At 73.1% G+C, this 22,113-nt stretch carries 20 protein-coding genes; 15 read left to right on the top strand and 5 right to left on the bottom strand.

Features of this window, described 5'->3' with window-relative positions; all coding sequences use genetic code 11:
• Positions 1 to 20 precede the first annotated feature (20 nt).
• From ACFZP7_RS19375 to ACFZP7_RS19385, 3 genes are all read left to right on the top strand, one after another.
• Positions 21 to 1,226, top strand: a complete 1,206-nt coding sequence (locus ACFZP7_RS19375) for a sensor histidine kinase (protein WP_019329887.1) — start codon at positions 21 to 23, stop codon at positions 1,224 to 1,226.
• A gap of 73 nt (positions 1,227 to 1,299) precedes the next feature.
• Complete coding sequence (locus ACFZP7_RS19380) at positions 1,300 to 1,974, top strand: response regulator transcription factor (RefSeq protein WP_029394340.1); 675 nt, start codon at positions 1,300 to 1,302, stop codon at positions 1,972 to 1,974.
• 90 nt (positions 1,975 to 2,064) lie between these two features.
• Complete coding sequence (locus ACFZP7_RS19385) at positions 2,065 to 2,697, top strand: AAA family ATPase (RefSeq protein WP_385634969.1); 633 nt, start codon at positions 2,065 to 2,067, stop codon at positions 2,695 to 2,697.
• Positions 2,698 to 2,712: 15 nt separating this feature from the next.
• Here ACFZP7_RS19385 and ACFZP7_RS19390 read toward each other — a convergent pair whose 3' ends face one another.
• On the bottom strand, positions 2,713 to 3,819 hold the full coding sequence (locus tag ACFZP7_RS19390) for a DUF5937 family protein (RefSeq protein ID WP_046249088.1): 1,107 nt from the start codon (positions 3,817 to 3,819) through the stop codon (positions 2,713 to 2,715).
• 159 nt (positions 3,820 to 3,978) lie between these two features.
• Here ACFZP7_RS19390 and ACFZP7_RS19395 point away from each other — a divergent pair, with 159 nt between their 5' ends.
• Entirely contained in the window at positions 3,979 to 4,197 is a 219-nt protein-coding gene (locus tag ACFZP7_RS19395; RefSeq protein ID WP_019329891.1) for a hypothetical protein, read from the top strand.
• Positions 4,198 to 4,218: 21 nt separating this feature from the next.
• Here the strand turns inward: ACFZP7_RS19395 and ACFZP7_RS19400 are convergent, their stop codons facing one another.
• On the bottom strand, positions 4,219 to 5,439 hold the full coding sequence (locus ACFZP7_RS19400) for a threonine aldolase family protein (RefSeq protein ID WP_385634971.1): 1,221 nt from the start codon (positions 5,437 to 5,439) through the stop codon (positions 4,219 to 4,221).
• Between the two features lie 170 nt (positions 5,440 to 5,609).
• On the opposite strand from ACFZP7_RS19400, the gene ACFZP7_RS19405 reads away from it, so the two are divergent.
• From ACFZP7_RS19405 to ACFZP7_RS19450, 10 genes are all read left to right on the top strand, one after another.
• A complete protein-coding gene (locus ACFZP7_RS19405) occupies positions 5,610 to 6,590 on the top strand; it encodes a Rossmann-like and DUF2520 domain-containing protein (protein ID WP_109204742.1) in 981 nt (326 codons plus the stop codon).
• A complete protein-coding gene (panC, locus tag ACFZP7_RS19410; RefSeq protein WP_385634973.1) occupies positions 6,587 to 7,594 on the top strand; it encodes a pantoate--beta-alanine ligase in 1,008 nt (335 codons plus the stop codon). Before ACFZP7_RS19405 ends, panC begins: the two co-directional genes overlap by 4 nt.
• Positions 7,591 to 9,324, top strand: a complete 1,734-nt coding sequence (locus ACFZP7_RS19415; RefSeq protein ID WP_192342035.1) for an L-aspartate oxidase — start codon at positions 7,591 to 7,593, stop codon at positions 9,322 to 9,324. The genes panC and ACFZP7_RS19415 overlap by 4 nt, the downstream gene beginning before the upstream one ends.
• A gap of 5 nt (positions 9,325 to 9,329) precedes the next feature.
• The gene (gene nadC / locus ACFZP7_RS19420) at positions 9,330 to 10,310 is read left to right on the top strand and encodes a carboxylating nicotinate-nucleotide diphosphorylase (protein ID WP_210904161.1); all 981 of its coding nucleotides are present in this window, start codon (positions 9,330 to 9,332) and stop codon (positions 10,308 to 10,310) included.
• Between the two features lie 5 nt (positions 10,311 to 10,315).
• Positions 10,316 to 11,113, top strand: a complete 798-nt coding sequence (locus ACFZP7_RS19425) for a type III pantothenate kinase (RefSeq protein ID WP_019329897.1) — start codon at positions 10,316 to 10,318, stop codon at positions 11,111 to 11,113.
• 537 nt (positions 11,114 to 11,650) lie between these two features.
• Positions 11,651 to 12,361, top strand: coding sequence for a hypothetical protein (locus tag ACFZP7_RS19430; RefSeq protein WP_385634975.1), 711 nt, complete (start codon positions 11,651 to 11,653; stop codon positions 12,359 to 12,361).
• A gap of 23 nt (positions 12,362 to 12,384) precedes the next feature.
• Complete coding sequence (locus ACFZP7_RS19435) at positions 12,385 to 12,564, top strand: hypothetical protein (protein WP_019331037.1); 180 nt, start codon at positions 12,385 to 12,387, stop codon at positions 12,562 to 12,564.
• A 184-nt stretch (positions 12,565 to 12,748) separates the two neighbouring features.
• Positions 12,749 to 13,171: a BlaI/MecI/CopY family transcriptional regulator gene (locus tag ACFZP7_RS19440; RefSeq protein WP_385634977.1), complete on the top strand. Its 423-nt coding sequence runs from the start codon at positions 12,749 to 12,751 to the stop codon at positions 13,169 to 13,171.
• 9 nt (positions 13,172 to 13,180) lie between these two features.
• Positions 13,181 to 13,690 (top strand): amino-acid N-acetyltransferase, encoded by a 510-nt coding sequence (locus tag ACFZP7_RS19445; RefSeq protein WP_019331035.1) that lies wholly within the window; start codon positions 13,181 to 13,183, stop codon positions 13,688 to 13,690.
• Between the two features lie 235 nt (positions 13,691 to 13,925).
• Positions 13,926 to 14,261, top strand: a complete 336-nt coding sequence (locus tag ACFZP7_RS19450) for an Lsr2 family protein (RefSeq protein WP_019331034.1) — start codon at positions 13,926 to 13,928, stop codon at positions 14,259 to 14,261.
• Positions 14,262 to 14,305: 44 nt separating this feature from the next.
• Here the strand turns inward: ACFZP7_RS19450 and ACFZP7_RS19455 are convergent, their stop codons facing one another.
• The gene (locus ACFZP7_RS19455; RefSeq protein ID WP_385634979.1) at positions 14,306 to 15,019 is read right to left on the bottom strand and encodes an SCO3374 family protein; all 714 of its coding nucleotides are present in this window, start codon (positions 15,017 to 15,019) and stop codon (positions 14,306 to 14,308) included.
• A gap of 526 nt (positions 15,020 to 15,545) precedes the next feature.
• On the opposite strand from ACFZP7_RS19455, the gene ACFZP7_RS19460 reads away from it, so the two are divergent.
• Positions 15,546 to 18,071 carry an ATP-dependent Clp protease ATP-binding subunit gene (locus ACFZP7_RS19460; RefSeq protein ID WP_019331032.1) on the top strand — a complete coding sequence of 842 codons (2,526 nt, stop codon included), beginning with the start codon at positions 15,546 to 15,548 and terminating at the stop codon, positions 18,069 to 18,071.
• 71 nt (positions 18,072 to 18,142) lie between these two features.
• Here the strand turns inward: ACFZP7_RS19460 and ACFZP7_RS19465 are convergent, their stop codons facing one another.
• Together ACFZP7_RS19465 and ACFZP7_RS19470 are read right to left on the bottom strand one after the other, a co-directional pair.
• The gene (locus tag ACFZP7_RS19465; protein WP_385634981.1) at positions 18,143 to 21,094 is read right to left on the bottom strand and encodes an NACHT domain-containing protein; all 2,952 of its coding nucleotides are present in this window, start codon (positions 21,092 to 21,094) and stop codon (positions 18,143 to 18,145) included.
• Between the two features lie 49 nt (positions 21,095 to 21,143).
• A complete protein-coding gene (locus ACFZP7_RS19470) occupies positions 21,144 to 21,803 on the bottom strand; it encodes an HAD family acid phosphatase (RefSeq protein ID WP_385634983.1) in 660 nt (219 codons plus the stop codon).
• Between the last annotated feature and the right edge of the window lie 310 nt (positions 21,804 to 22,113).

Genomic DNA, 22,113 nt, shown 5'->3' on the forward strand with positions numbered 1-22,113 from the left:
ACTTCCCTACGCTGGGTTACGTGCAGCGCCTCTACGATTTCCTCCGCAGACACCCGACCGGGGTCGACTGTTTCTGGGCCCTCGTCCTGCTCGGCATCTCGCTCGTGTCCCTGGCGGCGCCGCAGTCGAGGAGCGAGGGCACGGACAGCACGGCGCTGCTCCTCCTCTTCACCGTCCCGCTGTGCCTGGTGATCGCGCTGCGCCAGCGCATGCCGGAGAAGATGCTGCTGCTCGCCCTGGCCCTGGGCGCGGGGCAGCTGGTGCTGGACGTCCCGCAGCTCCCGGCCGACTTCGCCTTCCTGGTGATCGTCTACACCGTCGCCGCGACCGGCGCCCGCTGGGCCTCCCGGACCGCGCTGGCCGTGGGCCTGTGCGCGGCTCCCCTCGCCCAGCTGCGCTGGGCCGACGGGACCCTGGGCATAGGGGCCAACATCGCCATAACGGTCTTCCAGGCGGTGCCCTTCGCCCTGGCCTGGGTGCTCGGCGACTCGATCCGCGTGCGCCGCGCCTACTTCGCGCAGCTGGAGGAGCGGGCCGCCCGGCTGGAGAAGGAGCGCGAGGCGCAGGCCAAGGTCGCCGTCGCCGCCGAGCGCGCCCGCATCGCGCGCGAGCTGCACGACGTCGTCGCGCACAACGTCTCCGTGATGGTCGTCCAGGCCGACGGCGCCGCCTACGTCCTGGACGCCGCCCCCGACCAGGCGAAGAAGGCGTTGGAGACCATCTCCTCGACCGGCCGCCAGGCCCTGGCCGAGATGCGGCGCCTGCTCGGCGTGCTGCGCACCGGCGAGCACCAGGAGGCCGGGGAGTACGTCCCGCAGCCCGACGTCCAGCAGATCGAGGACCTCGTCGAGCAGTGCCGCAGCTCCGGGCTGCCCGTCGACTTCAAGGTCGAGGGCACCCCGCGCGAGCTGCCCAGCGGTGTGGAGCTGACCGCGTACCGCATCGTGCAGGAGGCGCTGACCAACACCCGCAAGCACGGCGGCCCCAACGCGGGCGCCAGCGTGCGGCTGGTCTACTTCGACGACGGGCTCGGGCTGCTCATCGAGGACGACGGCAAGGGCGCCCCGCACGAGCTGTACGAGGAGGGCGGCTTCGACGGCCAGGGCCACGGCATGATCGGCATGCGGGAGCGGGTCGGCATGGTCGGCGGCACCCTGGACGCCGGCCCGCGGCCGGGCGGAGGATTCCGCATCAGTGCGCTGCTGCCGCTGAAACCCGCACACTGAACCACCGCGCCCTTACGCGCGTACCGCGTTGACACCTGTAAGACCCGCACGGACCCGCATGGAAGAGGCCCCGATGACGATCCGCGTAATGCTCGTCGACGACCAGGTGCTGCTGCGCACCGGGTTCCGGATGGTGCTCGCCGCCCAGCCGGACATGGAGGTCGTCGCGGAGGCGGGCGACGGCGTCGAGGCCCTTCAGGTGCTGCGCTCGACCGCCGTGGACGTCGTCCTGATGGACGTCCGCATGCCCAAGCTCGACGGCGTCGAGACCACCAGCCGGATCTGCGTGGACCCGAACGCGCCGAAGGTACTGATCCTGACCACCTTCGACCTCGACGAGTACGCCTTCTCGGGGCTGAAGGCGGGTGCCTCCGGCTTCATGCTCAAGGACGTGCCGCCCGGCGAGCTGCTGGCCGCGATCCGTTCCGTGCACAGCGGTGACGCGGTGGTCGCGCCCTCGACCACCCGCCGGCTCCTGGACCGCTTCGCGCCGATGCTGCCGACCACCGGGCAGGAGCCCCGCCACAAGGAACTCCAGCGGCTCACCGAGCGGGAGCGCGAGGTGATGGTGCTGGTCGCCCAGGGCCTGTCCAACGGGGAGATCGCGGCCCGGCTGGTGCTGTCCGAGGCGACCGTGAAGACCCACGTGGGCCGCATCCTGACCAAGCTGGGCCTGCGCGACCGGGTGCAGGTGGTGGTCCTCGCCTACGAGACGGGACTGGTGCGGGCGGGCGGCACCCAGGGCTGAGGGACGGGCGGCACCCAGGGCTGAGGGACGGGCGGGACGGGCAGGACTGATCGCGCCCCGCCGCGGGCCGGGCGTCGGTAGGGTCTGCGCATGCTGCTGTGGATCAACGGCCCGTTCGGGGGCGGCAAGACACAGACCGCGCACGAGATACGACGCCGGCTGCCCGGGAGCGTGATCTGCGACCCGGAGCACGTCGGCTTCGGCCTGCACCGGATGCTTCCGCCCGGACTGCGCGGGGACTTCCAGGAGCTGGCCTCCTGGCGGCAGGGCGTGGTGGAGGTGCTCGACCTCGCCCTCACCGAACACGACGGCGTGGTGATCGCGCCCATGACGGTCACCGACTCCGACTGCTTCGCCGAGACCGTCGGCCGGCTGCGCGACCTGGGCCACGACGTCCGCCACTTCACCCTCCTCGCCGAGCGCGAGACGGTCCTGCGGCGGCTGCGCGAGCGCGGCGTCGGGAACCTCCTCGGGTACGTCGTGGGGAAGGGCGCCCGGCCGCACCGCGAGAGCTGGGCGGTACGGCGGCTCGACCACTGCCTGGAGCGGCTGGGCGAGCCGGAGTTCGCCGAGCACCTGTGGACGGACCGCACGACCGTCCCGAAGACGGCGGACCGCATCGCGGTGCTGGCCGGGCTGACGCTGGAGCCCCACACCGAGGGCGCGCTGCGGACCCGGCTGCGCCAGGCGGGCGTGGGGCTGCGGCACATCCGCTTCGACTGATCCGCCCCGCGCCGATCAGCGCAGTATGCCCTCCAGGAAGTCGCTGCCCAGCCGGGCCACCACCGTCACGTCGAGCTGGTGCAGCACGTACCGGCCGCGGCGGCGGGTGGTGATCAGACCGGCCTTCTTCAGCACCCCGAGGTGCCGGGATATCTCGGGCGCCGTCATCCCGTGCGCCTGCGCCAGCTCGCTCGTGGTGTACGCGCTGCGGGCCAGGTGGCGGCAGATCCGCATCCGCACCGGGTGGGACAGCGCGGTCATCCGGAGGGTGAGCTGCTCGACCGACGGAGGGGAGGCCAGCTCGGGGGAGCCCACCGGGTAGTGCAGCACCGGCTGCCACTCGTGCCGGTGCAGGACCATCAGGTGCGGCCAGCCCAGGCTGGTCGGGACCAGCAGCAGCCCGCCCTCCCCGGTCGCCGAGCGGCCGTCGCCCAGCTTGTCCACGGTGATCCGCGCGGCGCCCTCGTCCAGCGTGACCGCCGGGGACACCGCGGCCAGCGCCTCGGCCAGGCCCTTGCGGCGCAGCAGGTCCGTCTTGTGCCGGGCGTCGGCCGCGAGCTGGTGGCGCAGCCGGGACCACGCCTCCGCGAAGAAGGCCTCGTCGCAGTCCTGCGCGAACTGCCGCAGCCAGTCGCGGATGCGCGGCGGGTCGGCCAGCAGCCGCTCGCTGAACCGCAGCTGCTGCGGGCCCCTCGCGGCGGCCAGGTCCAGCGCACGGCGGCGCGCCTCGGCGTCCTCCAGGGCGGAGGCCCCTTTGGTGCTGTAGGGCAGGGCGCAGGTGAACTCCAGCGCCGCGTCCACGAACTGCTCGTCGGAGAGCTTGTCGAGCAGCTCCAGGTCCTCGGCGAGGGTGGCCCCGGGCAGCGTGCCACCGCCCGGCACCCCGGCGAAGGGCATGAACAGGTCCGAGAACGTCGTCCGCCACAGGAAGTCGGCCTCGCACATCCGGTCGGCCAGGTGCGAGTCGAGCCGCGCCGTCACGCCCGTCACCCAGCCCTGGAGGCCCGGGTGGTGCCCCGGCTCGGAGAGGGCGTGCAGCGCCATGCCCAGCTCGGCCAGGGGCGAGGGCACGACGGCGACCCTCTCGGGCCGCAGCCCCGCGATGTCGATGCGCACGCTCATGCCTTCATGGTGCACCCCGCCGCCGACAACACCGCCGCCGATTGACCGCGGGCGTCAATCCACGCGACCGGGGCCCGGCGGCAGGCGCAGTGTGGAGCCACGGGGCAGCCGCGGAGCCCGACTTCCCACCCCTACGTCCCCTGCGGAAGGCGGTCCGTCATGGACATCACCCAGCAGTACCTCCTCGACACCTATCGCGCCCGGCAGCACGGCGAGCCCGTGCCGCCCGCGCCCGGCAGCCGGGACCTCCAGGTGGTCCGCGCGTGGCGGGACCGCCGTCGGTTCCGGGCGGTGCTCGCCGGCCGCCCGGCGACGGGACGGCTCCGCCGGGCCCTGCGCCGCCGGTCGCCCTCGGCACGCCCGCGCGCGACCGGCTGACGACGGCGGGCCCGGCGGAGGTCAGCCCTTCAGGCGGGCGGCGAAGTCGGCCGCCGCCGCCCGGACGTCGTCGGCCGTCCACCGCAGGCCCGCCGCCTCCACCCCGACCTCGGTCACGGCGAGCCCCGGGCCGGGGGTCTGCCAGCCGCGGGAGAAGAGCAGCGTCCCCGTCTCCTCGCCCTGCCGGACGGCCGCCTCGCCGACCACCTCGGCGTCGTACGGCAGCCAGACCTGGAACTCGTGGGTGTGCGGCGTCTCCGGACGCACCCGCGCCCAGGGCAGCCCGGCCGCCGCGAACCCCTCCCTCAGCGCGGCGGCCACCACGCGCGCGTGGGCGACGTACTCCGGCAGCCGGGGCAGCTCGTGCTCCAGGCCGGCCAGTGCCGACAGCACCGTCGGGAACTGCTGGAACACCGCGCCGCCGTACCGGTGCCGCCAGGCCCTCGCCTCCTCGACCAGCGTCCGCGGGCCGGCCAGGGCGGCGCCCCCGTAGCCCTTGAGGGACTTGTAGAACGAGACGTACACACTGTCGGCCAGCCCCGCGATCTCGGCCGGCGTCCGGCCGAAGTGGACGGTGGTCTCCCACAGGCGGGCCCCGTCGAAGTGGACCACCGCGTCGCGCTCCCGCGCGGCCTCGACGGTCTCGGTGAGCTGTTCCCAGGTGGGCAGCACGAAACCGGCGTCCCTGAGGGGAAGCTCCAGCATCAGCGCCCCGAAGGGCTCCTCGAAGTCGCGCACCTCCTCGGCCGTCGGCTGCCGGGGCTCGTCGGTCAGCCGTACCGGGCGCAGTCCGCTCACCCGGCTGAAGGCGCCCCGCTCGTGCAGCTCCGGGTGGCTGAGCCCGTGCAGGGCGACCACCGGGTTGCCGGTGCGGCCGGCCCAGCAGCGCAGGGCCACCTGCTGGGCCATCGTCCCGGTCGGGAAGAAGGCGGCGGCCTCGGTGCCGAGCAGGCCGGCGACCTTCTCCTCCAGCGCCGCGACGATCCCGTCGCCGTACATGTCGGACGCCTCGTCCAGGTCGTACAGCCCGTCCGCCCGGTCCAGCAGGGCGAGCCGCTCGCGCAGGCTCGTGCTGAACCCCGGCCCGGCGAGGACGCGCCGCGCCCCGCGATGGGCGGCCACCCGCCGCTCCCGCAGCCGCCTCGCCCGCTCGCCCGGCGGCTCCGTCCCCTCGCCCTGTGCCGCCTCTTCCGGCTGTTCCGGCTCTTCCGCCCGCTCGTTCCGCCCCGCCGCATCGCTCATGCCCCGGATCATGCCCTGCGGCGCCTGCGCGGGCACCGGGCTTTTCCGTCCCCGGCCGTGCGGAAACCCACAGCCTGTGGACGACGGGACGCGCCCCGAACCAATCGCGTTAACATGACGAGAAATCGTCCGGTACCCCGAGCGGACTGGAACGGGAAGGCCCCCGTCGCGTGAACACAACCCCACAGCCAGACCCCAAGGACCGCCCCGCGCGGCTCACCGTAGGCGTCGTCGGCGCCGGACGCGTGGGCCCCGCGCTGGCCGCGTCGCTCCAGCTCGCCGGGCACCGCCCGGTGGCCGTCTCCGGGGTCTCCGACGCCTCCAGACGGCGCGCCGCGGCTCTCCTGCCCGACGTGCCGCTCGTGGCGCCCGCCGAAGTCCTCCAGCGCGCCGAACTGGTCCTCCTGACCGTCCCCGACGACGCCCTGCCCGGCCTGGTCACCGGGCTCGCCGAGACGGGGTCGGTGCGTCCGGGCCAGCTGCTCGTGCACACCTCCGGGCGGTACGGCGCCAAGGTGCTGGACCCCGCCCTGCGCGCCGGCGCCCTGCCGCTCGCCCTGCACCCGGCGATGACCTTCACCGGCACCCCCGTGGACGTCCAGCGGCTGGCCGGCTGCTCCTTCGGCGTCACCGCCCCCGAGGAGCTGCGGCTGGCCGCCGAGGCCCTGGTCATCGAGATGGGCGGCGAGCCCGAGTGGATCGCCGAGGAGCGGCGCCCGCTGTACCACGCGGCGCTCGCCCTGGGCGCCAACCACCTGGTCACCCTGGTCGCCCAGTCCATGGAGCTGCTGCGCACGGCCGGTGTCGCGGCCCCCGACCGGATGCTCGGCCCCCTGCTGGGCGCCGCCCTCGACAACGCCCTGCGCTCCGGCGACGCGGCCCTCACCGGCCCCGTCGCGCGCGGGGACGCGGGCACGGTCGCCGCCCACATCGAGGAGCTGCGCGCACACGCCCCGCAGGCGGTCGCCGGCTACGTCGCGATGGCCCGCGCGACCGCCGACCGGGCCCTGGACCACGGCCTGCTCAAGGCCGAACTCGCCGAGGACCTCCTCGGGGTACTCGCCGAGACGCCGGGCCCCTCCGAAAAGCCCGGCCCCGCCGACACCGACGGCCCCGACGACACCGACGGCCCCGAGGGAGACGCCCGATGACGCCCACCACCCCGCCGCCCGTCCTGCTGCGCACCGCCGCCGAGCTGCACGGGCGCGAGAGGCATGGCCGCCGGGCCGTCGTCATGACCATGGGCGCCCTGCACGAGGGCCACGCCACGCTGATCCGCACCGCACGCGACCTGGTCGGCCCGAGCGGCGAGGTCGTCGTCACCGTCTTCGTCAACCCGCTGCAGTTCGGCGCCGGCGAGGACCTCGACCGCTACCCGCGCACCCTCGACGCCGACCTGGAGATCGCCGGGCAGGCGGGCGCCGACGCCGTCTTCGCCCCCTCCGTCGACGAGGTCTACCCGGGCGGCGAACCCCAGGTGCGCGTCACCGCCGGCCCCATGGGCGAACGCCTGGAGGGCGCCTCCCGCCCCGGCCACTTCGACGGCATGCTCACCGTCGTGGCCAAGCTGCTCCACCTCACCCGCCCGGACCTCGCCCTCTACGGCCAGAAGGACGCCCAGCAGCTCGCCCTGATCCGCCGCATGGTCCGCGACCTGAACTTCGGCGTCGAGATCGTCGGCGTCCCCACCGTCCGCGAGGACGACGGCCTGGCCCTCTCCAGCCGCAACCGCTACCTCTCCCCCCGGGAGCGCCGCACCGCCCTCGCCCTCTCCCGGGCCCTCTTCGCCGGCCTCGACCGGCACGCCGCCCAGGAGGCGCTGCGCGCCCGGGCCCGCGAGGTGCCCGCCCCGCACGCGCGGGCCGAGGCGCTCAGCGCCCTGGGCGAGTCCCGCGCGGCGGCCGACGCCCACGCCGTCTCGCACGCGGCCCCGGGCACCCCCGACGCCGTACGCGCCGCCGCCCGCCTGGTGCTCGACGACGCCGCCCGCCTCGACCCTCCGCTGGAGCTGGACTACCTCGCCCTGGTCGACCCCGCCGACTTCACCGAGGTCGGCGGCGACCACACCGGCGAGGCGGTCCTCGCCGTCGCCGCCCGGGTCGGCGCGACCCGGCTGATCGACAACGTACCCCTCACCTTCGGAGCGGCCTCGTGACCAGCACAGGCATACGACTGCACGCCCCCGCGCCCGGCTGGGCCCTGGACGCGGACGTGGTGGTCGTCGGCTCCGGCGTCGCCGGCCTCACCGCGGCCCTGCGCTGCGAGGCGGCGGGCCTCAGGACGGTCGTCGTCACCAAGGCCCGCCTCGACGACGGCTCCACCCGCTGGGCCCAGGGCGGCATCGCCGCGGCCCTCGGCGAGGGCGACACCCCCGAGCAGCACCTGGACGACACCCTGGTCGCCGGCGCGGGCCTGTGCGACCGGGAGGCGGTCCGCCTCCTGGTCACCGAGGGCCCGGACGCCGTACGCCGTCTCATCGCGACCGGCGCGCACTTCGACGAGTCCACCGAGGGCGGCCTCGCCCTCACCCGCGAGGGCGGCCACCACCGCCGCCGCATCGCCCACGCCGGCGGCGACGCCACGGGCGCGGAGATCTCCCGCGCGCTGGTCGAGGCGGTCCGCGCGCGCGGCGTCCGCACCGTCGAGAACGCCCTCGTCCTGGACCTCCTCACCGACGCCGAAGGCCGCACGGCCGGTGTCACCCTGCACGTCATGGGCGAGGGCCAGCACGACGGCGTGGGAGCGGTCCACGCCCCCGCCGTGGTCCTCGCCACCGGCGGCATGGGCCAGGTCTTCTCGGCCACGACGAACCCGGCCGTCTCCACGGGCGACGGCGTGGCCCTCGCCCTCCGGGCGGGCGCCGAGGTCAGCGACCTGGAGTTCGTCCAGTTCCACCCCACGGTCCTCTTCCTCGGCCCGGACGCCGAGGGCCAGCAGCCCCTGGTCTCGGAGGCGGTACGCGGAGAGGGCGCCCACCTGGTGGACGCCGACGGCGCGCGCTTCATGGTGGGACAGCACGAGCTGGCGGAACTCGCCCCCCGGGACATCGTCGCCAAGGGCATCACGCGCCGCATGCAGGAACAGGGCGCCGAGCACATGTACCTGGACGCCCGCCACTTCGGCGCCGAGATGTGGGAGAACCGCTTCCCCACGATCCTCGCCGCCTGCCGCGCCCACGGCATCGACCCGGTCACCGAACCGATCCCGGTCGCCCCGGCCGCCCACTACGCCTCCGGCGGCGTCCGCACCGACGCCTCGGGCCGCACCACGGTCCCCGGCCTGTACGCGTGCGGAGAGGTCGCCTGCACGGGCGTGCACGGCGCCAACCGGCTGGCCTCCAACTCCCTCCTGGAGGGCCTGGTCTACGCTGAGCGCATCGCCGCCCACATCGCCGCGGCCCGCGCGGAGGGCACCCTGCGCCCGCGCGTACCCGCCCCCCTCCCGCGCCGCGACGACCCCGTCCACCCCCTCCTCCCGCCCGAGTCCCGGACGGCCATCCAGCGGATCATGACCCAGGGCGCGGGCGTGCTGCGCTCGGCCGACTCGCTCTCCCGCGCGGCGCGGCGGCTCGACGACCTCCACGCCGAGGCCCGCGACGCCCTGCACGAGAACGGCAAGACCTCCGAACCGGGCGTCGACACCTGGGAGGCCACCAACCTCCTCTGCGTGGCCCGCGTCCTGGTGGCGGCGGCGGCCCGGCGCGAGGAGACGCGCGGCTGTCACTGGCGGGAGGACCGCGCCGACCGCGACGACACCGCGTGGCGCCGCCACATCGTCGTACGCCTGAACCCGGACCGCACCCTCGCCGTGCACACCACGGACACGCCAGAATTCCCCCCGACCATCCCCACTCCCCAGCCGACGCGGCGTCCCCAGGAGCAGTGACAGCAGTGAACACCCCCGACCTTCCCCTCGCCTCCGGCGGAGGCTGCGGCGACGGCTGCGCCTGCGGCGCGGACACCGACGAAGACACCTACATGGAGTGCGGCCTCGACCCGGCCCTCGCGGCGCTCCTGCTGGACTCCGGCCTCGACCCGATCGAGGTCGAGGACCTGGCCAACCTGGCGATCCAGGAGGACCTGGCGGGCGGCGTGGACGTCACGACGGTCGCGACCATCCCCGAGGACGCCGTCGCGACCGCCGACTTCACGGCCCGCGAGCCCGGCGTCGTGGCGGGCCTCAGGGTCGCCGAGGCGGTCCTCTCGGTCGTCTGCACGGACGAGTTCGAGGTGGAACGCCACGTCGAGGACGGCGACCGCGTCGACGAAGGCGACAAGCTCCTCTCCGTCACCACCCGCACCCGCGACATCCTCACCGCCGAACGCAGCGCGCTGAACCTCCTGTGCCGCCTGTCGGGCATCGCGACCGCCACGCGCGCGTGGGCGGACGTCCTGGACGGCACGAAGGCCGAGGTCCGCGACACCCGCAAGACGACCCCCGGCCTGCGCAGCCTGGAGAAGTTCGCGGTCCGCTGCGGCGGCGGCGTCAACCACCGCATGTCCCTCTCGGACGCGGCGCTGGTCAAGGACAACCACGTGGTCGCGGCCGGCGGCGTGGCGGCGGCCTTCGAAGCCGTCCGCGAGCGCTTCCCCGACGTCCCCATCGAGGTCGAGGTCGACACCCTGCACCAGCTGCGCGAAGTCCTCGACGCGGGCGCCGACCTGATCCTCCTGGACAACTTCACCCCCGCCGAGTGCGAGGAGGCCGTCGCCCTGGTCGCCGGCCGGGCCGCCCTGGAGGCGTCCGGCCGCCTCACCCTCGACAACGCCAAGGCGTACGCCACCACCGGCGTCGACTACCTGGCCGTGGGAGCCCTGACCCACAGCTCCCGCATCCTGGACATCGGCCTGGACCTGCGAGCGGCGGAGTAGAGCCCATGCTGCTGACGATCGACGTAGGAAACACCCACACCGTCCTGGGCCTCTTCGACGGCGAGGACATCGTCGAGCACTGGCGCATCTCCACGGACTCGCGCCGCACCGCCGACGAGCTGGCGGTCCTCCTCCAGGGCCTGATGGGCATGCACCCGCTCCTCGGCGACGAGCTGGGCGACGGCATCGACGGCATCGCCATCTGCGCGACGGTCCCCTCCGTCCTCCACGAACTCCGCGAGGTCACGCGCCGCTACTACGGCGACGTCCCCGCGGTCCTCGTGGAGCCGGGCGTGAAGACGGGCGTCCCCATCCTCACCGACCACCCCAAGGAGGTCGGCGCCGACCGCATCATCAACGCGGTCGCCGCGGTCGAGCTGTACGGCGGCCCGGCGATCGTCGTGGACTTCGGCACGGCGACGACCTTCGACGCGGTCAGCGCGCGCGGGGAGTACGTCGGCGGGGTGATCGCGCCCGGCATCGAGATCTCGGTCGAGGCGCTGGGCGTCAAGGGCGCCCAGCTCCGCAAGATCGAGGTCGCCCGGCCCCGCAGCGTGATCGGCAAGAACACGGTCGAGGCGATGCAGTCCGGGATCATCTACGGCTTCGCCGGCCAGGTCGACGGCGTCGTCAACCGCATGGCCCGCGAGCTGGCGGACGACCCCGACGACGTCACGGTCATCGCGACGGGCGGGCTGGCGCCGATGGTGCTGGGCGAGTCCTCGGTCATCGACGAACACGAGCCGTGGCTGACCCTGATGGGGCTCCGCCTGGTCTACGAACGAAACGTGTCCCGCCTGTAGACCGAGCCCGGCGTGAGTGGGGTGGGTGTCGCGGCCCGGCGCCGACGGGGTGCCGCTGCGCCCACCCGTGCCGCCCCAGCGGCACGACTGCCCGCAGCTCAGCGTGGACAGCCGGCTCAGGCTGCACGGCGGGATAGCCGCGTACGGCGGGAAGGGGTCGTGTCGGGGGGTGTCCGCCCGCAGCGGTTGGCGCGTCAACGCCCCCGGCTTCTGTGGCCGACCGATTTCGCGCCGTTCCGAGGACGGACACCCCCCGGCGCGGCCCCGTCCCAGCCCACAACGGATCGCGCTACGCGCACCCCCACCGAACCCGCAGCGGCGCCGCAGGCACCCCCACCACGAACCCGCACAGGCCGCCGCAGGCATCCCCACCCACGAACCCGCGCAGGCCGCCGCAGGCATCCCCACCCACGAACCCGCACAGGCCGCCGCAGGCACCCCCCGCCCAACCGCCGGAGGCACCCGCATACGAGTGGCCCCCACGCCACACCCCATCCCCTATGCCGAGTTTGTCTGATTAGCGCGTATCGTCACGGCATGCCCACGCCCTACGGATCCCGCGGCGGCATGGCGTTCGGTGCTCAGGAGCTGCGTGTGCTCCGGCGCGCCCTCGCCCTCGCCCTCAAGCCCAGCCCCGTCTCGGCCCAGGAGGCCCGGGACTGCCTCCGCCTCGCGGAGTCGCTAGACGAGGCGATGCGGGAGAGCGCCAGAATGCGCGCCTTCCTGGTGGCCGACCTCGCCCGGTACCGCGCCGCCCTCCCCGGCACCGCCACCGGCTACCTCGCGCTCCTGGACGAGGCGCTGGCCGCCGGACACCGCCCGGGCGCGGACGACCTCGCCGCCCTCGGCGCCCTGCGCGGCAACCCCGCCGCGGCCGCCCTCCTGGCCCGCTGCGCGCCCCAGCCGCCCACCGCGAAGCCCACCCTGCCCGCGGCCCGCACCCCCAGGCCCGCCCCCACCATCACCCTCGCCGACGCAGCCGGAGGCACCGGCACCGGCACCGGCAACGCCACCGCCCCCACCGCCAGCTCCGGCACCCGCCTCCTCCTCGCCCTCCCCGGCGGCCGGCAGGCCGACGAGAGGCCCGCACAGGACCCGCCGCGGGAGCCCGCCCGCAAACCCGCCCAGGAGCCCGCCCGGAAGCCGGCCACCCCCAAGCGCCCCGTCCCCACCCCGGGCGAGGTCTTCCCCCGCCGCAAGCCGGCCCCGCCCGCCCCAGAGTCCCGGCACCACCTCGCGGCCGGCTGACGGGGCCTGGCTACCCTGGATCCATGGACTACGTCTCCGCGCTCCTGCCCCCGGCCGTGATGGCCGTCTTCTTCATCGGCGTGATCAGGGTGATCGTGAAGACCCAGGGCGGCGCCAACAAGGCCAAGGAGGACGCGGCCGTCGACGCCGCCCTCGCGCGAGCGGAGGGCGCCCGTCAGCCGTCCGCCCAGCCCGAGGCCTGACCTCCCCCGCCCACGACTCCCCGCATCCACCGCGGGGAGTCGTACGCATGCCCCCGCTCCTCCCTAGGCGGCCGCCCTCCCCTCTCGCGCCTACCGCGCCCGTTTGGCGCCAAAAGCGCACGTCCGGCATGTTCCCGCACGTTCCGGCACGCCATGTCCAGGATTCCCCACTATCGTTCGAAGCGTGCCTCGCCCCTTGGGAGAACTCGAAGACGCGGTCATGACGCGGGTGTGGAAGTGGAACCGCCCGGTGACCGTTCGAGAAGTCCTGGAAGATCTGCAACAGGAACGGTCGATCGCCTACACCACGGTGATGACCGTTTTGGACAATCTCCATCAGAAGGGCTGGGTGCGCCGCGAGGCGGAAGGCCGGGCCTATCGATATGAGGCGGTCTCCACCCGCGCCGCCTACGCCGCCGCGCTGATGAACGACGCGTGGTCCCAGAGCGACAACCCCGCCGCCGCCCTCATCGCCTTCTTCGGCATGATGAGCGAGGAACAGCGCCAGGCACTCAGAGACGCCATCCGCATCGTGCAGGGACCGGATACCTCGCCGGATACCCCTACGCCCAACCCCGGTTCGGTACCGGACGCGGGCGAGCGATAGCGTCCCCACATGTCAAAAGCCATCACCGTCCGGCGGGCCCGCACCAGCGATGTCCCGGACGTGCGCCGGCTGCTCGACGCCTACGTTCGCGACCGCATCCTGCTCGACAAAGCGATGGTGACGCTTTACGAGAGCATCCAGGAGTTCTGGGTCGCGGAACGGGACGACAACGCCGAGGTGGTCGGCTGCGGCGCCCTGCACGTCATGTGGGAAGACCTCGCGGAAGTGCGCACTCTCGCGGTCAAGCCCGGCCTGAAGGGCTACGGCGTCGGCCACCAGCTGCTGGAGAAGTTGCTGGACACCGCACGCTGGCTCGGTGTTCGCCGAGTTTTCTGCCTGACCTTCGAAGTGGACTTCTTCGGCAAGCACGGCTTCGTGGAGATCGGGGAGACGCCCGTCGACACGGATGTCTACGCGGAGCTCCTGCGTTCCTATGACGAGGGCGTCGCGGAGTTCCTCGGTCTCGAACGAGTGAAACCGAACACCCTCGGCAACAGCCGCATGCTTCTGCACCTGTGATCGCCGGGCCGCGCCAGGTTTATTCGGCCGACGGACCGCGCGCGGGTTCCCTATGTCCGAAACGCGCATCTTTCCGTCCCGGGGCCGGGCTACCGGCCTCTGCCGGGGGTTTGTGTTTTTCCGGCAAAAGCGGTTTGCTTTCCGACGTACTGCAGTACTGCATATAACAAGGGACGGCGATACGGCGGACGCCGACGGACCTCCGGCCCTCAAGTTATCGATGAAAGGAAATCCGGTGGCACAGAAGGTTCAGGTCCTTCTTGTCGACGACCTCGACGGCGGCGAGGCAGACGAGACCGTGACGTTCGCGCTGGACGGCAAGACGTACGAGATCGACCTCACCACCGCCAACGCCGACAAGCTCCGGGGTCTTCTCGAGCCTTACGTCAAGGGCGGGCGCCGCACCGGCGGCCGGGCTTCCGGAGGTCGCGGCAAGACGCGCGCTTCGTCGGGCGGCAGCCAGGACACCGCGGCGATCCGCGCCTGGGCCAAGGAGAACGGCTACGACGTGAACGACCGCGGCCGTGTCCCCGCGATCATCCGCGAGGCCTACGAGAAGGCCAACGGCTGATCACCCCGCCGCGCCACCCGCCACAGGCTCCGCCCCGTACGCCCTCATCGCGTCGCCCGGGCGAGCCGCGGGCTTGCGCACCGGGACGAGAGCCGGAACCGGTGGCACTCCGTAGCGAGGGTGTGCACCAGCCGGGCGAGGTCGGGGGCGGCCGCGGTGCCCCCCACGGCCGACAGCGCCGGCAACGAGATCTCGGCCCCGCCCTCCTGCTCCGGGGGGCGCAGCCACACGGCGGCACCCCGCCGGGCCCGGCCGTCGTGGTCCCGGGAACGCGGCGGCGGGAGGGCCGATCCGCGGCCGACCCGGCCCACGTCGGCCGAACCAGCCGCGGCCGCGGAACCGGCCACGTCGGTCGCGCCGGCCGACCCGGTCGCCCCAGCGGCGCCGGTCGCCGGAAGCAGGGGCGCCTCCACGAGGCCGCCGGCGCCGACCGCCGTCAGGTCCAGCGGCAGGGAACCCCACTCCAGCCACTCCAGCAGCCCGGGCAGCTCCTCCGCACCGCCCGGGGCCACGAGCAGGAGCATCCGCCCGCCCCGCAGGGCCACCGGGAAGCCCGGCCGTCGCGGAGTCGCGCCAGGCGACCCGAGCCGCCGCAGTGCCGCGTGACCGACCTGGACCGGGACGTCCAGGACGTCGAAGCGGACACCCGTGCGCAGCAGTACCGGCGTACCGGGCGCCGTGGGCCAGCCGAGCACACTCTCGTACCACCACCGCACCCGGGCCCCGGGCCCGGCCGCCTCGGCGGGCCGGCGGGGCACGGGCACCAAGGAGCCGGGGACCGCCGGGACCGCCGGGACTGCCGGGACTGCCGGGACCGGAATCCGGGACGGTGCCGCGGGTGGGGTGCCAACCATGCCAAGTGCAACAGTCTCCAGGGCGTCCGAGTTACGCTGAGTGGTGTCACAACTGCGGAGGGTGCCGGAAAAGGGGGCGCGCGGGGGTGCGGGAAGGCGCAAGGTTGTTCGCCCGTAGCGGAGGGAACCGGGCCGCGCGGCATGGAGTGTCAGTCCCAGCGGGTAAGACATCCCTAGTGGGAGGGGGCGACGCGCGGATCGGGCCGCCTCACGTTCGCCATCGGCGTAGTGGCGAGTGGGGTAAGTGCCTGGCCTGCGGGAACATCGTCTCGCACCATCGGGTTGTGGCAGATGTCGGCGTCAGGGGTCAGGAGGCCATCGACGGTGTCGGCAGTTGGAATGAGCGGTCCCCGCTTGCGGGACTAAGCTGCGGAAGGACAGGGAGGGGAAGTTCCCCTTACTGCCTGACCGCTCTGAGGAGCGATTAACGATGTTCGAGAGGTTCACCGACCGCGCGCGGCGGGTTGTCGTCCTGGCTCAGGAAGAAGCCCGGATGCTCAACCACAACTACATCGGCACCGAGCACATCCTCCTGGGCCTGATCCACGAGGGTGAGGGTGTCGCCGCCAAGGCCCTTGAGAGCCTCGGGATTTCGCTCGAGGCGGTCCGCCAGCAGGTGGAGGAGATCATCGGGCAGGGCCAGCAGGCCCCGTCGGGTCACATCCCCTTCACCCCCCGTGCCAAGAAGGTCCTGGAGCTGTCGCTCCGCGAGGCCCTTCAGCTCGGTCACAACTACATCGGCACGGAGCACATCCTGCTCGGCCTGATCCGTGAGGGCGAGGGCGTCGCCGCCCAGGTCCTGGTCAAGCTGGGCGCCGATCTCAACCGGGTGCGGCAGCAGGTCATCCAGCTGCTCTCCGGTTACCAGGGCAAGGAGACCGCCACCGCCGGCGGTCCTGCGGAGGGCACGCCCTCCACGTCCCTGGTCCTCGACCAGTTCGGCCGGAATCTCACCCAGGCCGCTCGTGAGTCCAAGCTCGACCCGGTCATCGGGCGCGAGAAGGAGATCGAGCGGGTCATGCAGGTGCTCTCCCGCCGTACCAAGAACAACCCGGTGCTCATCGGTGAGCCCGGCGTCGGCAAGACCGCCGTCGTCGAGGGCCTCGCGCAGGCCATCGTCAAGGGCGAGGTGCCCGAGACCCTCAAGGACAAGCACCTCTACACCCTGGACCTCGGCGCCCTGGTCGCCGGCTCCCGCTACCGCGGTGACTTCGAGGAGCGCCTGAAGAAGGTGCTCAAGGAGATCCGCACCCGCGGCGACATCATCCTGTTCATCGACGAGCTGCACACGCTGGTCGGTGCGGGTGCCGCCGAGGGCGCCATCGACGCCGCGAGCATCCTCAAGCCGATGCTGGCCCGCGGTGAGCTGCAGACCATCGGTGCGACCACGCTGGACGAGTACCGCAAGCACCTGGAGAAGGACGCGGCCCTCGAGCGCCGCTTCCAGCCCATCCAGGTCGCGGAGCCGTCGCTGCCGCACACGATCGAGATCCTCAAGGGGCTGCGCGACCGGTACGAGGCGCACCACCGCGTCTCCATCACGGACGAGGCCCTGGTCCAGGCGGCGACGCTCGCCGACCGCTACATCTCGGACCGCTTCCTGCCGGACAAGGCGATCGACCTGATCGACGAGGCCGGTTCCCGGATGCGCATCCGCCGGATGACCGCGCCGCCGGACCTGCGCGAGTTCGACGAGAAGATCGCCGGCGTCCGCCGCGACAAGGAGTCCGCGATCGACTCGCAGGACTTCGAGAAGGCCGCCTCCCTGCGCGACAAGGAGAAGCAGCTCCTCGCCGCCAAGGCCAAGCGGGAGAAGGAGTGGAAGGCCGGCGACATGGACGTCGTCGCCGAGGTCGACGGCGAGCTGATCGCCGAGGTCCTGGCGACCGCCACCGGCATCCCGGTCTTCAAGCTCACGGAGGAGGAGTCGTCCCGCCTGCTGCGCATGGAGGACGAGCTCCACAAGCGGGTCATCGGCCAGAAGGACGCCGTCAAGGCGCTCTCCAAGGCGATCCGCCGTACCCGTGCCGGTCTGAAGGACCCGAAGCGCCCGGGTGGCTCGTTCATCTTCGCCGGCCCGTCCGGTGTCGGTAAGACCGAGCTGTCCAAGGCCCTCGCCGAGTTCCTCTTCGGTGACGAGGACGCGCTGATCTCCCTCGACATGTCGGAGTTCAGCGAGAAGCACACGGTCTCGCGTCTCTTCGGTTCGCCCCCCGGCTACGTGGGCTACGAAGAGGGCGGCCAGCTGACCGAGAAGGTCCGCCGCAAGCCGTTCTCCGTCGTCCTCTTCGACGAGGTCGAGAAGGCCCACCCGGACATCTTCAACTCGCTGCTGCAGATCCTGGAGGACGGTCGCCTGACCGACTCCCAGGGCCGGGTCGTGGACTTCAAGAACACGGTCATCATCATGACGACCAACCTCGGCACCCGGGACATCTCCAAGGGCTTCAACCTCGGCTTCGCCGCCGCGGGCGACACGAAGACCAACTACGAGCGCATGAAGAACAAGGTCTCGGACGAGCTGAAGCAGCACTTCCGGCCCGAGTTCCTCAACCGCGTCGACGACGTGGTCGTCTTCCCGCAGCTCAGCCAGGACGACATCCTCCAGATCGTCGACCTGATGATCGGCAAGGTCGACGAGCGCCTCAAGGACCGGGACATGGGCATCGAGCTGTCCCAGTCCGCCAAGGAGCTGCTGTCCAAGAAGGGCTACGACCCGGTGCTGGGCGCGCGTCCGCTGCGTCGCACGATCCAGCGCGAGGTCGAGGACACGCTGTCGGAGAAGATCCTCTTCGGCGAGCTGCGCCCCGGTCACATCGTGGTCGTGGACACCGAGGGCGAGGGCGACGCCAAGACCTTCACCTTCCGGGGTGAGGAGAAGTCGGCCCTCCCCGACGTCCCGCCGATCGAGCAGGCGGCCGGCGGCGCCGGCCCGAACCTGAGCAAGGAGGCGTAGCCCTCCGGGGGTGAGCCTGGAAAGGGGCTGCCCGGGACTCCGGTCCCGGGCAGCCCCTTTCGCGTGCGCGGTCAGAGCTGGAAGATGCGGGCCCCGGGGAAGAGACCGGTGATCCCCGTGGTGTCCCGTCCGCGGGAATTCAGCAGCTGGACGGTGCGCACGCCGGGAAGGGCCGGCAGCGGGCCCGGGTCGACCTCGAGGACCGACGTGTCCAGCAGCAGATACGTCAGCTGGGGCAGCCGGGACAGCTCCGTCCAGGCGTCGGGAGTGACGCGGAAGCCGGGCAGGCTGAGTTCGCGCAGCGTGGACCAGTGGGACAGGCCGCGAAGACCGGTGTCCACGGTGGCCCCGCGACCGAGATAGAGCTGCTCCAGGCGCGCCGCGACGGGGAGGGAGTCGGTCAGACGGGTGCCCGGGAGCCGTTGCATCACGGACAGTTGCCGGAGCGTGGCCAGCTCGTCCACGCCGGTGAGATCGGCACCGCCGACGATCGTCAGGCTCTCCAGGGGGAGGGCGGCGAGGCGCCCGATGCCCCGGGCGGGCCCGCAGTCGAACAGGGACAGGTGCCGGAGAGAGCTGAGCGCCACCAGCGCTTCCAGGTCGCTCACCTCCGGGTTGTCGAGCATGGACAGCTCCTCGACCACGCCCGGATCCGGTACACAGGCGAGGATGTCGTCCAGTGGGTGCGCGCCCCGGAACTGGAGCTTGCGCCACGGCCGCATCTCCGAGAGGACCGCGCGCTGCGCCGCTGTCGTGCAGGCCAGGAACAGCTGTGCCGGATCCAGGTGGTCCAGGACCTCCACCGCGTACCCCCGGGCGTCGAACCGCTCCCACGTCCCTACCAGCTGCCGTCGCACCCGGAGAGCCGGGTGATCCCGGAACCGGCGCAGCACCGCGAGCGCGCCCTCCGGTCCTCGTTCCGCCAGCAGCGAGGCCGTCACCGTCACCCCGTGCGCCTCCGCGTCCGTCAGGCCCTCCGGACCCGGCAGCAGCTCCAGGACCAGTGGCCCGGCCTCCGCCAGCGCCTTCGCGTCCTCCGTCGTTGCCGGAGGGATCAGTGCCCCCGCCCGCGCCTCCACCTGGGCCCGCACCGTCGGATCGAGGGCCGTCGCGTGCTCCAGGCAGGCCAGGGCGAGCAGCGTCAGCCGAGGGGTGTCCTCGGCCAGCAGCCGCCGCAGCAGCATCGCCCGCTCGCCGGGGCGGGCGTGGGCCACCGCCATGCGGATCACGTCCTCCCACTGCGTGTCGCCCGCGTGGCCGGCGATGACGTCGAGGTGGCCCTCCTCGACCGCGTACCGCGCGCCCAGGTAGTCCTGGAAGGTGCGGTGGACGAAATCCAGGGTTCCCTCGCCGGGGCGCCGGAGCAGCCCGCTGCGCAGGACCAGCGCCCGCAGGACCGTCGCCGCGTCCCCCTGCCCCGCCGCCGAGGCGACCGACGGCAGGGCACGCTCCACGATGCCCTCGGCCGTCTCCACGTCCATCTCCGTACGTCCGCTCAGCACCAGCGCGTACGCCAGCCGCTGGAGCAGTTCCAGCTGTGCCTCCTCGCCCAGGTCGACGGCCTCCATCCCCCGCTCCCGGTCCCGGCGGGCCAGCAGCATCGTCAGGGCGGCGTCGTACAGCTCCTTGCGGCCCGTGGGGAGGTAACCGCGCCGTTCCCGGTGCAGGGCGCAGATCAGGCCGCACATCAGCGGGTTGGTGGCGAGCCGGGCCAGGTCCCGCTTGGTGCGCAGGGCGTCCAGCAGCTTCGCCTCGTACTCGGGGGCGTCGGCCGCCGCGTGCCAGCGCCGTACGAAGGTGGTGACGTCGTCCCGGCGCATCGGGGTGAGGGTCAGTTCCCGGAAGCCCTCCGCGGCCAGCCAGTCGGGGCGTACGGCGGTGGGGCGGGAGGTGAGCAGCCAGCGGTTGCCCGGGAAGGCGCGGATGAGGGCGAGGAGCCAGTCACGGGTGCGGTGCCGGTCGGCGGCGGGGATCTCGTCCAGGCCGTCGACGAGGACCAGGCCCCGGCCGGCGCTCAGCACCCGCTCCGCCCAGCCCTCCGGCGGGGTGAGCGGGCAGCCCACGGCGGTGAGGAAGGCCGCCGGGGCGGGCAGTGCCCCCGCCCGGACCAAGGTGCGCAGCGGCAGGACGTACGGGACACGGTCCCCGTCCCGTGCGGCGGTCACCGCCAGCCACTGCACCAGGGTCGTCTTGCCGGAGCCCGCGTCGCCGCGCAGCAGCACGCGGTCGTCGCCGCGCAGCGCCTCGTCGGCGGAGAGGTGGACGGTGCGTTCGGGCTCGGGGGGTTCCCCGGGCAGGGCGGCCCGCTCCTCGGTGCCGGTCGCCTCCAGGCTCAGATAGGCGACTTCGAGGGGCCAGCGGTCGGGGGAGTCGCGCAGGTCGATGCCGTAGATGGTGATGCGGTTGTGCTGGTCGGCGACGTAGGGCAGGTAGCGGCGCTCGAACGCCGTGTCCCGGGCGTCCGGCCTGGGAGTGCGGGCGATCAGCTCGTCGACCTTGGCGATCAGCTCGGCCTGGCCGCGGGTCTGGGCCACCAGGGTCCGGGCGACGAAGGTGGAGCGCCGGGTGAAGAACTCCAGGATGTGCAGGCAGGCCCACTCCGTCACCGAGTCGAGGAAGTGGCAGGCGTCGGCGGACAGGCCCCCGGTGGCCGAGGGCGTCCGGCGCCGCAGTTGCGCGGCCAGCTCCCGGTGACCCAGCCGCACCGCCTGGACGTCGTCCATGTCCAGGTCGCCGAGGGCGAGCAGACGGGCCGTCAGCGCATGGGTGACGGCCTCCGTCTCGTCCGGTGGGAAGGGCGGCTCGCCGGGGGAGTCCAGGGACGCCCCGACCAGCCGCCCGGCGAGCCTGCCCACCTCCGCCTCACCGAGGTGGCGCTGCTCGCCCCGGAAGGAGACCAGGCGGGTGAGCCGGACCGGCCGGTCGACGAGTCCGGCGCCGGGACCGCCCGTGACGAACAGCTTCTTCACCAGGGGGGCGACCAGAGCGGACGCCAACTTCCCACCCAGTACCGCCGGTTCCATGCGCCACCCCCGTGATGGTTCGACCAGGGGAGGAGCCTATCGGCCGGCGTCAGGACAACTGGCCGTCGTAGTCCGGGAGCTTGAACGTCTTCTCGGCGTGGCCGCCCGACAGGTCGGTGGCGCTGTTGCCGATGTTCGCGATGATCGTGTAGCCCTTGGACTCGATCTCGGCGCGCTGTTCCGTCTTGTACTCGGCGACGTTCCGGAACAGGTCGATGAAGCCGCGGACGTACAGGCCGGAGGACTCGTAGCCGGCGTGGTCGAGGTTCCACTCGGTGGGCGCCTCGATGATGCCCGGGCGGGCGGTCACGAAGAACAGGGCGACGCCGTGCTCCTGGGCGTACCGGGCGGCCTCCAGGACCGGCCGGTTGGCGGGCTGCGGGTAGCTGAAGCCGAAGTCGGTCTCCAGCGCGGTGTTGTCGATGTCGAGGACGATCGCCTGCTTCTCGCCGGGCGCGGCGTCGGCGATGCGCTCCTTCAGATAGGGCAGCGCCTGGTCCATCACGGCCCGGCAGTCCCGCTGCCAGGTGTCGTAGTCGACGTCCGCCGCGGCCGCGGCCACCGGGGCGGCGGCGGGACGGGTCTCGACCGGGGCGGCGGCGGACGGCGTGACCGTCGCGGTGAGGGCGGCCGCGGTGACGGCGGCCGTGCCCGCCGCCCGCTTCCAGGTGCGCCGGGTCTGTCTGGTCTGTCCGTTCTGTTCGGTCATGGGGGGTTGGGGTCCTCTCATGCCTGCGCGGATGCCTGACGGCACCCAAGTTGTCGCGAGCATGCTCACGTGGACAAGTGGCCGTACGGCAACGATTGGGTTACCGGCCGGTAGGTGGCTGATCCGCGCGCCGGAGAGGGGGTGGAGCGGCCGTTTCGCGTGACGCCGACCACTGTCAGGGGCCCTCTTAACCCCCTTGCGGTGCGGGCGGGTTAGGTCGGAGCGGGGTAGCCCGGGTCACATTCGGGGGGTCCTCGGGTGCCGCCGCCGGTGATGTGCCGCACAGGGGTTTTGGGGCGTACTACGAGGA

Source organism: Streptomyces sp. SudanB5_2050, from assembly GCF_964272335.1.
GTDB lineage: Bacteria > Actinomycetota > Actinomycetes > Streptomycetales > Streptomycetaceae > Streptomyces > Streptomyces rochei.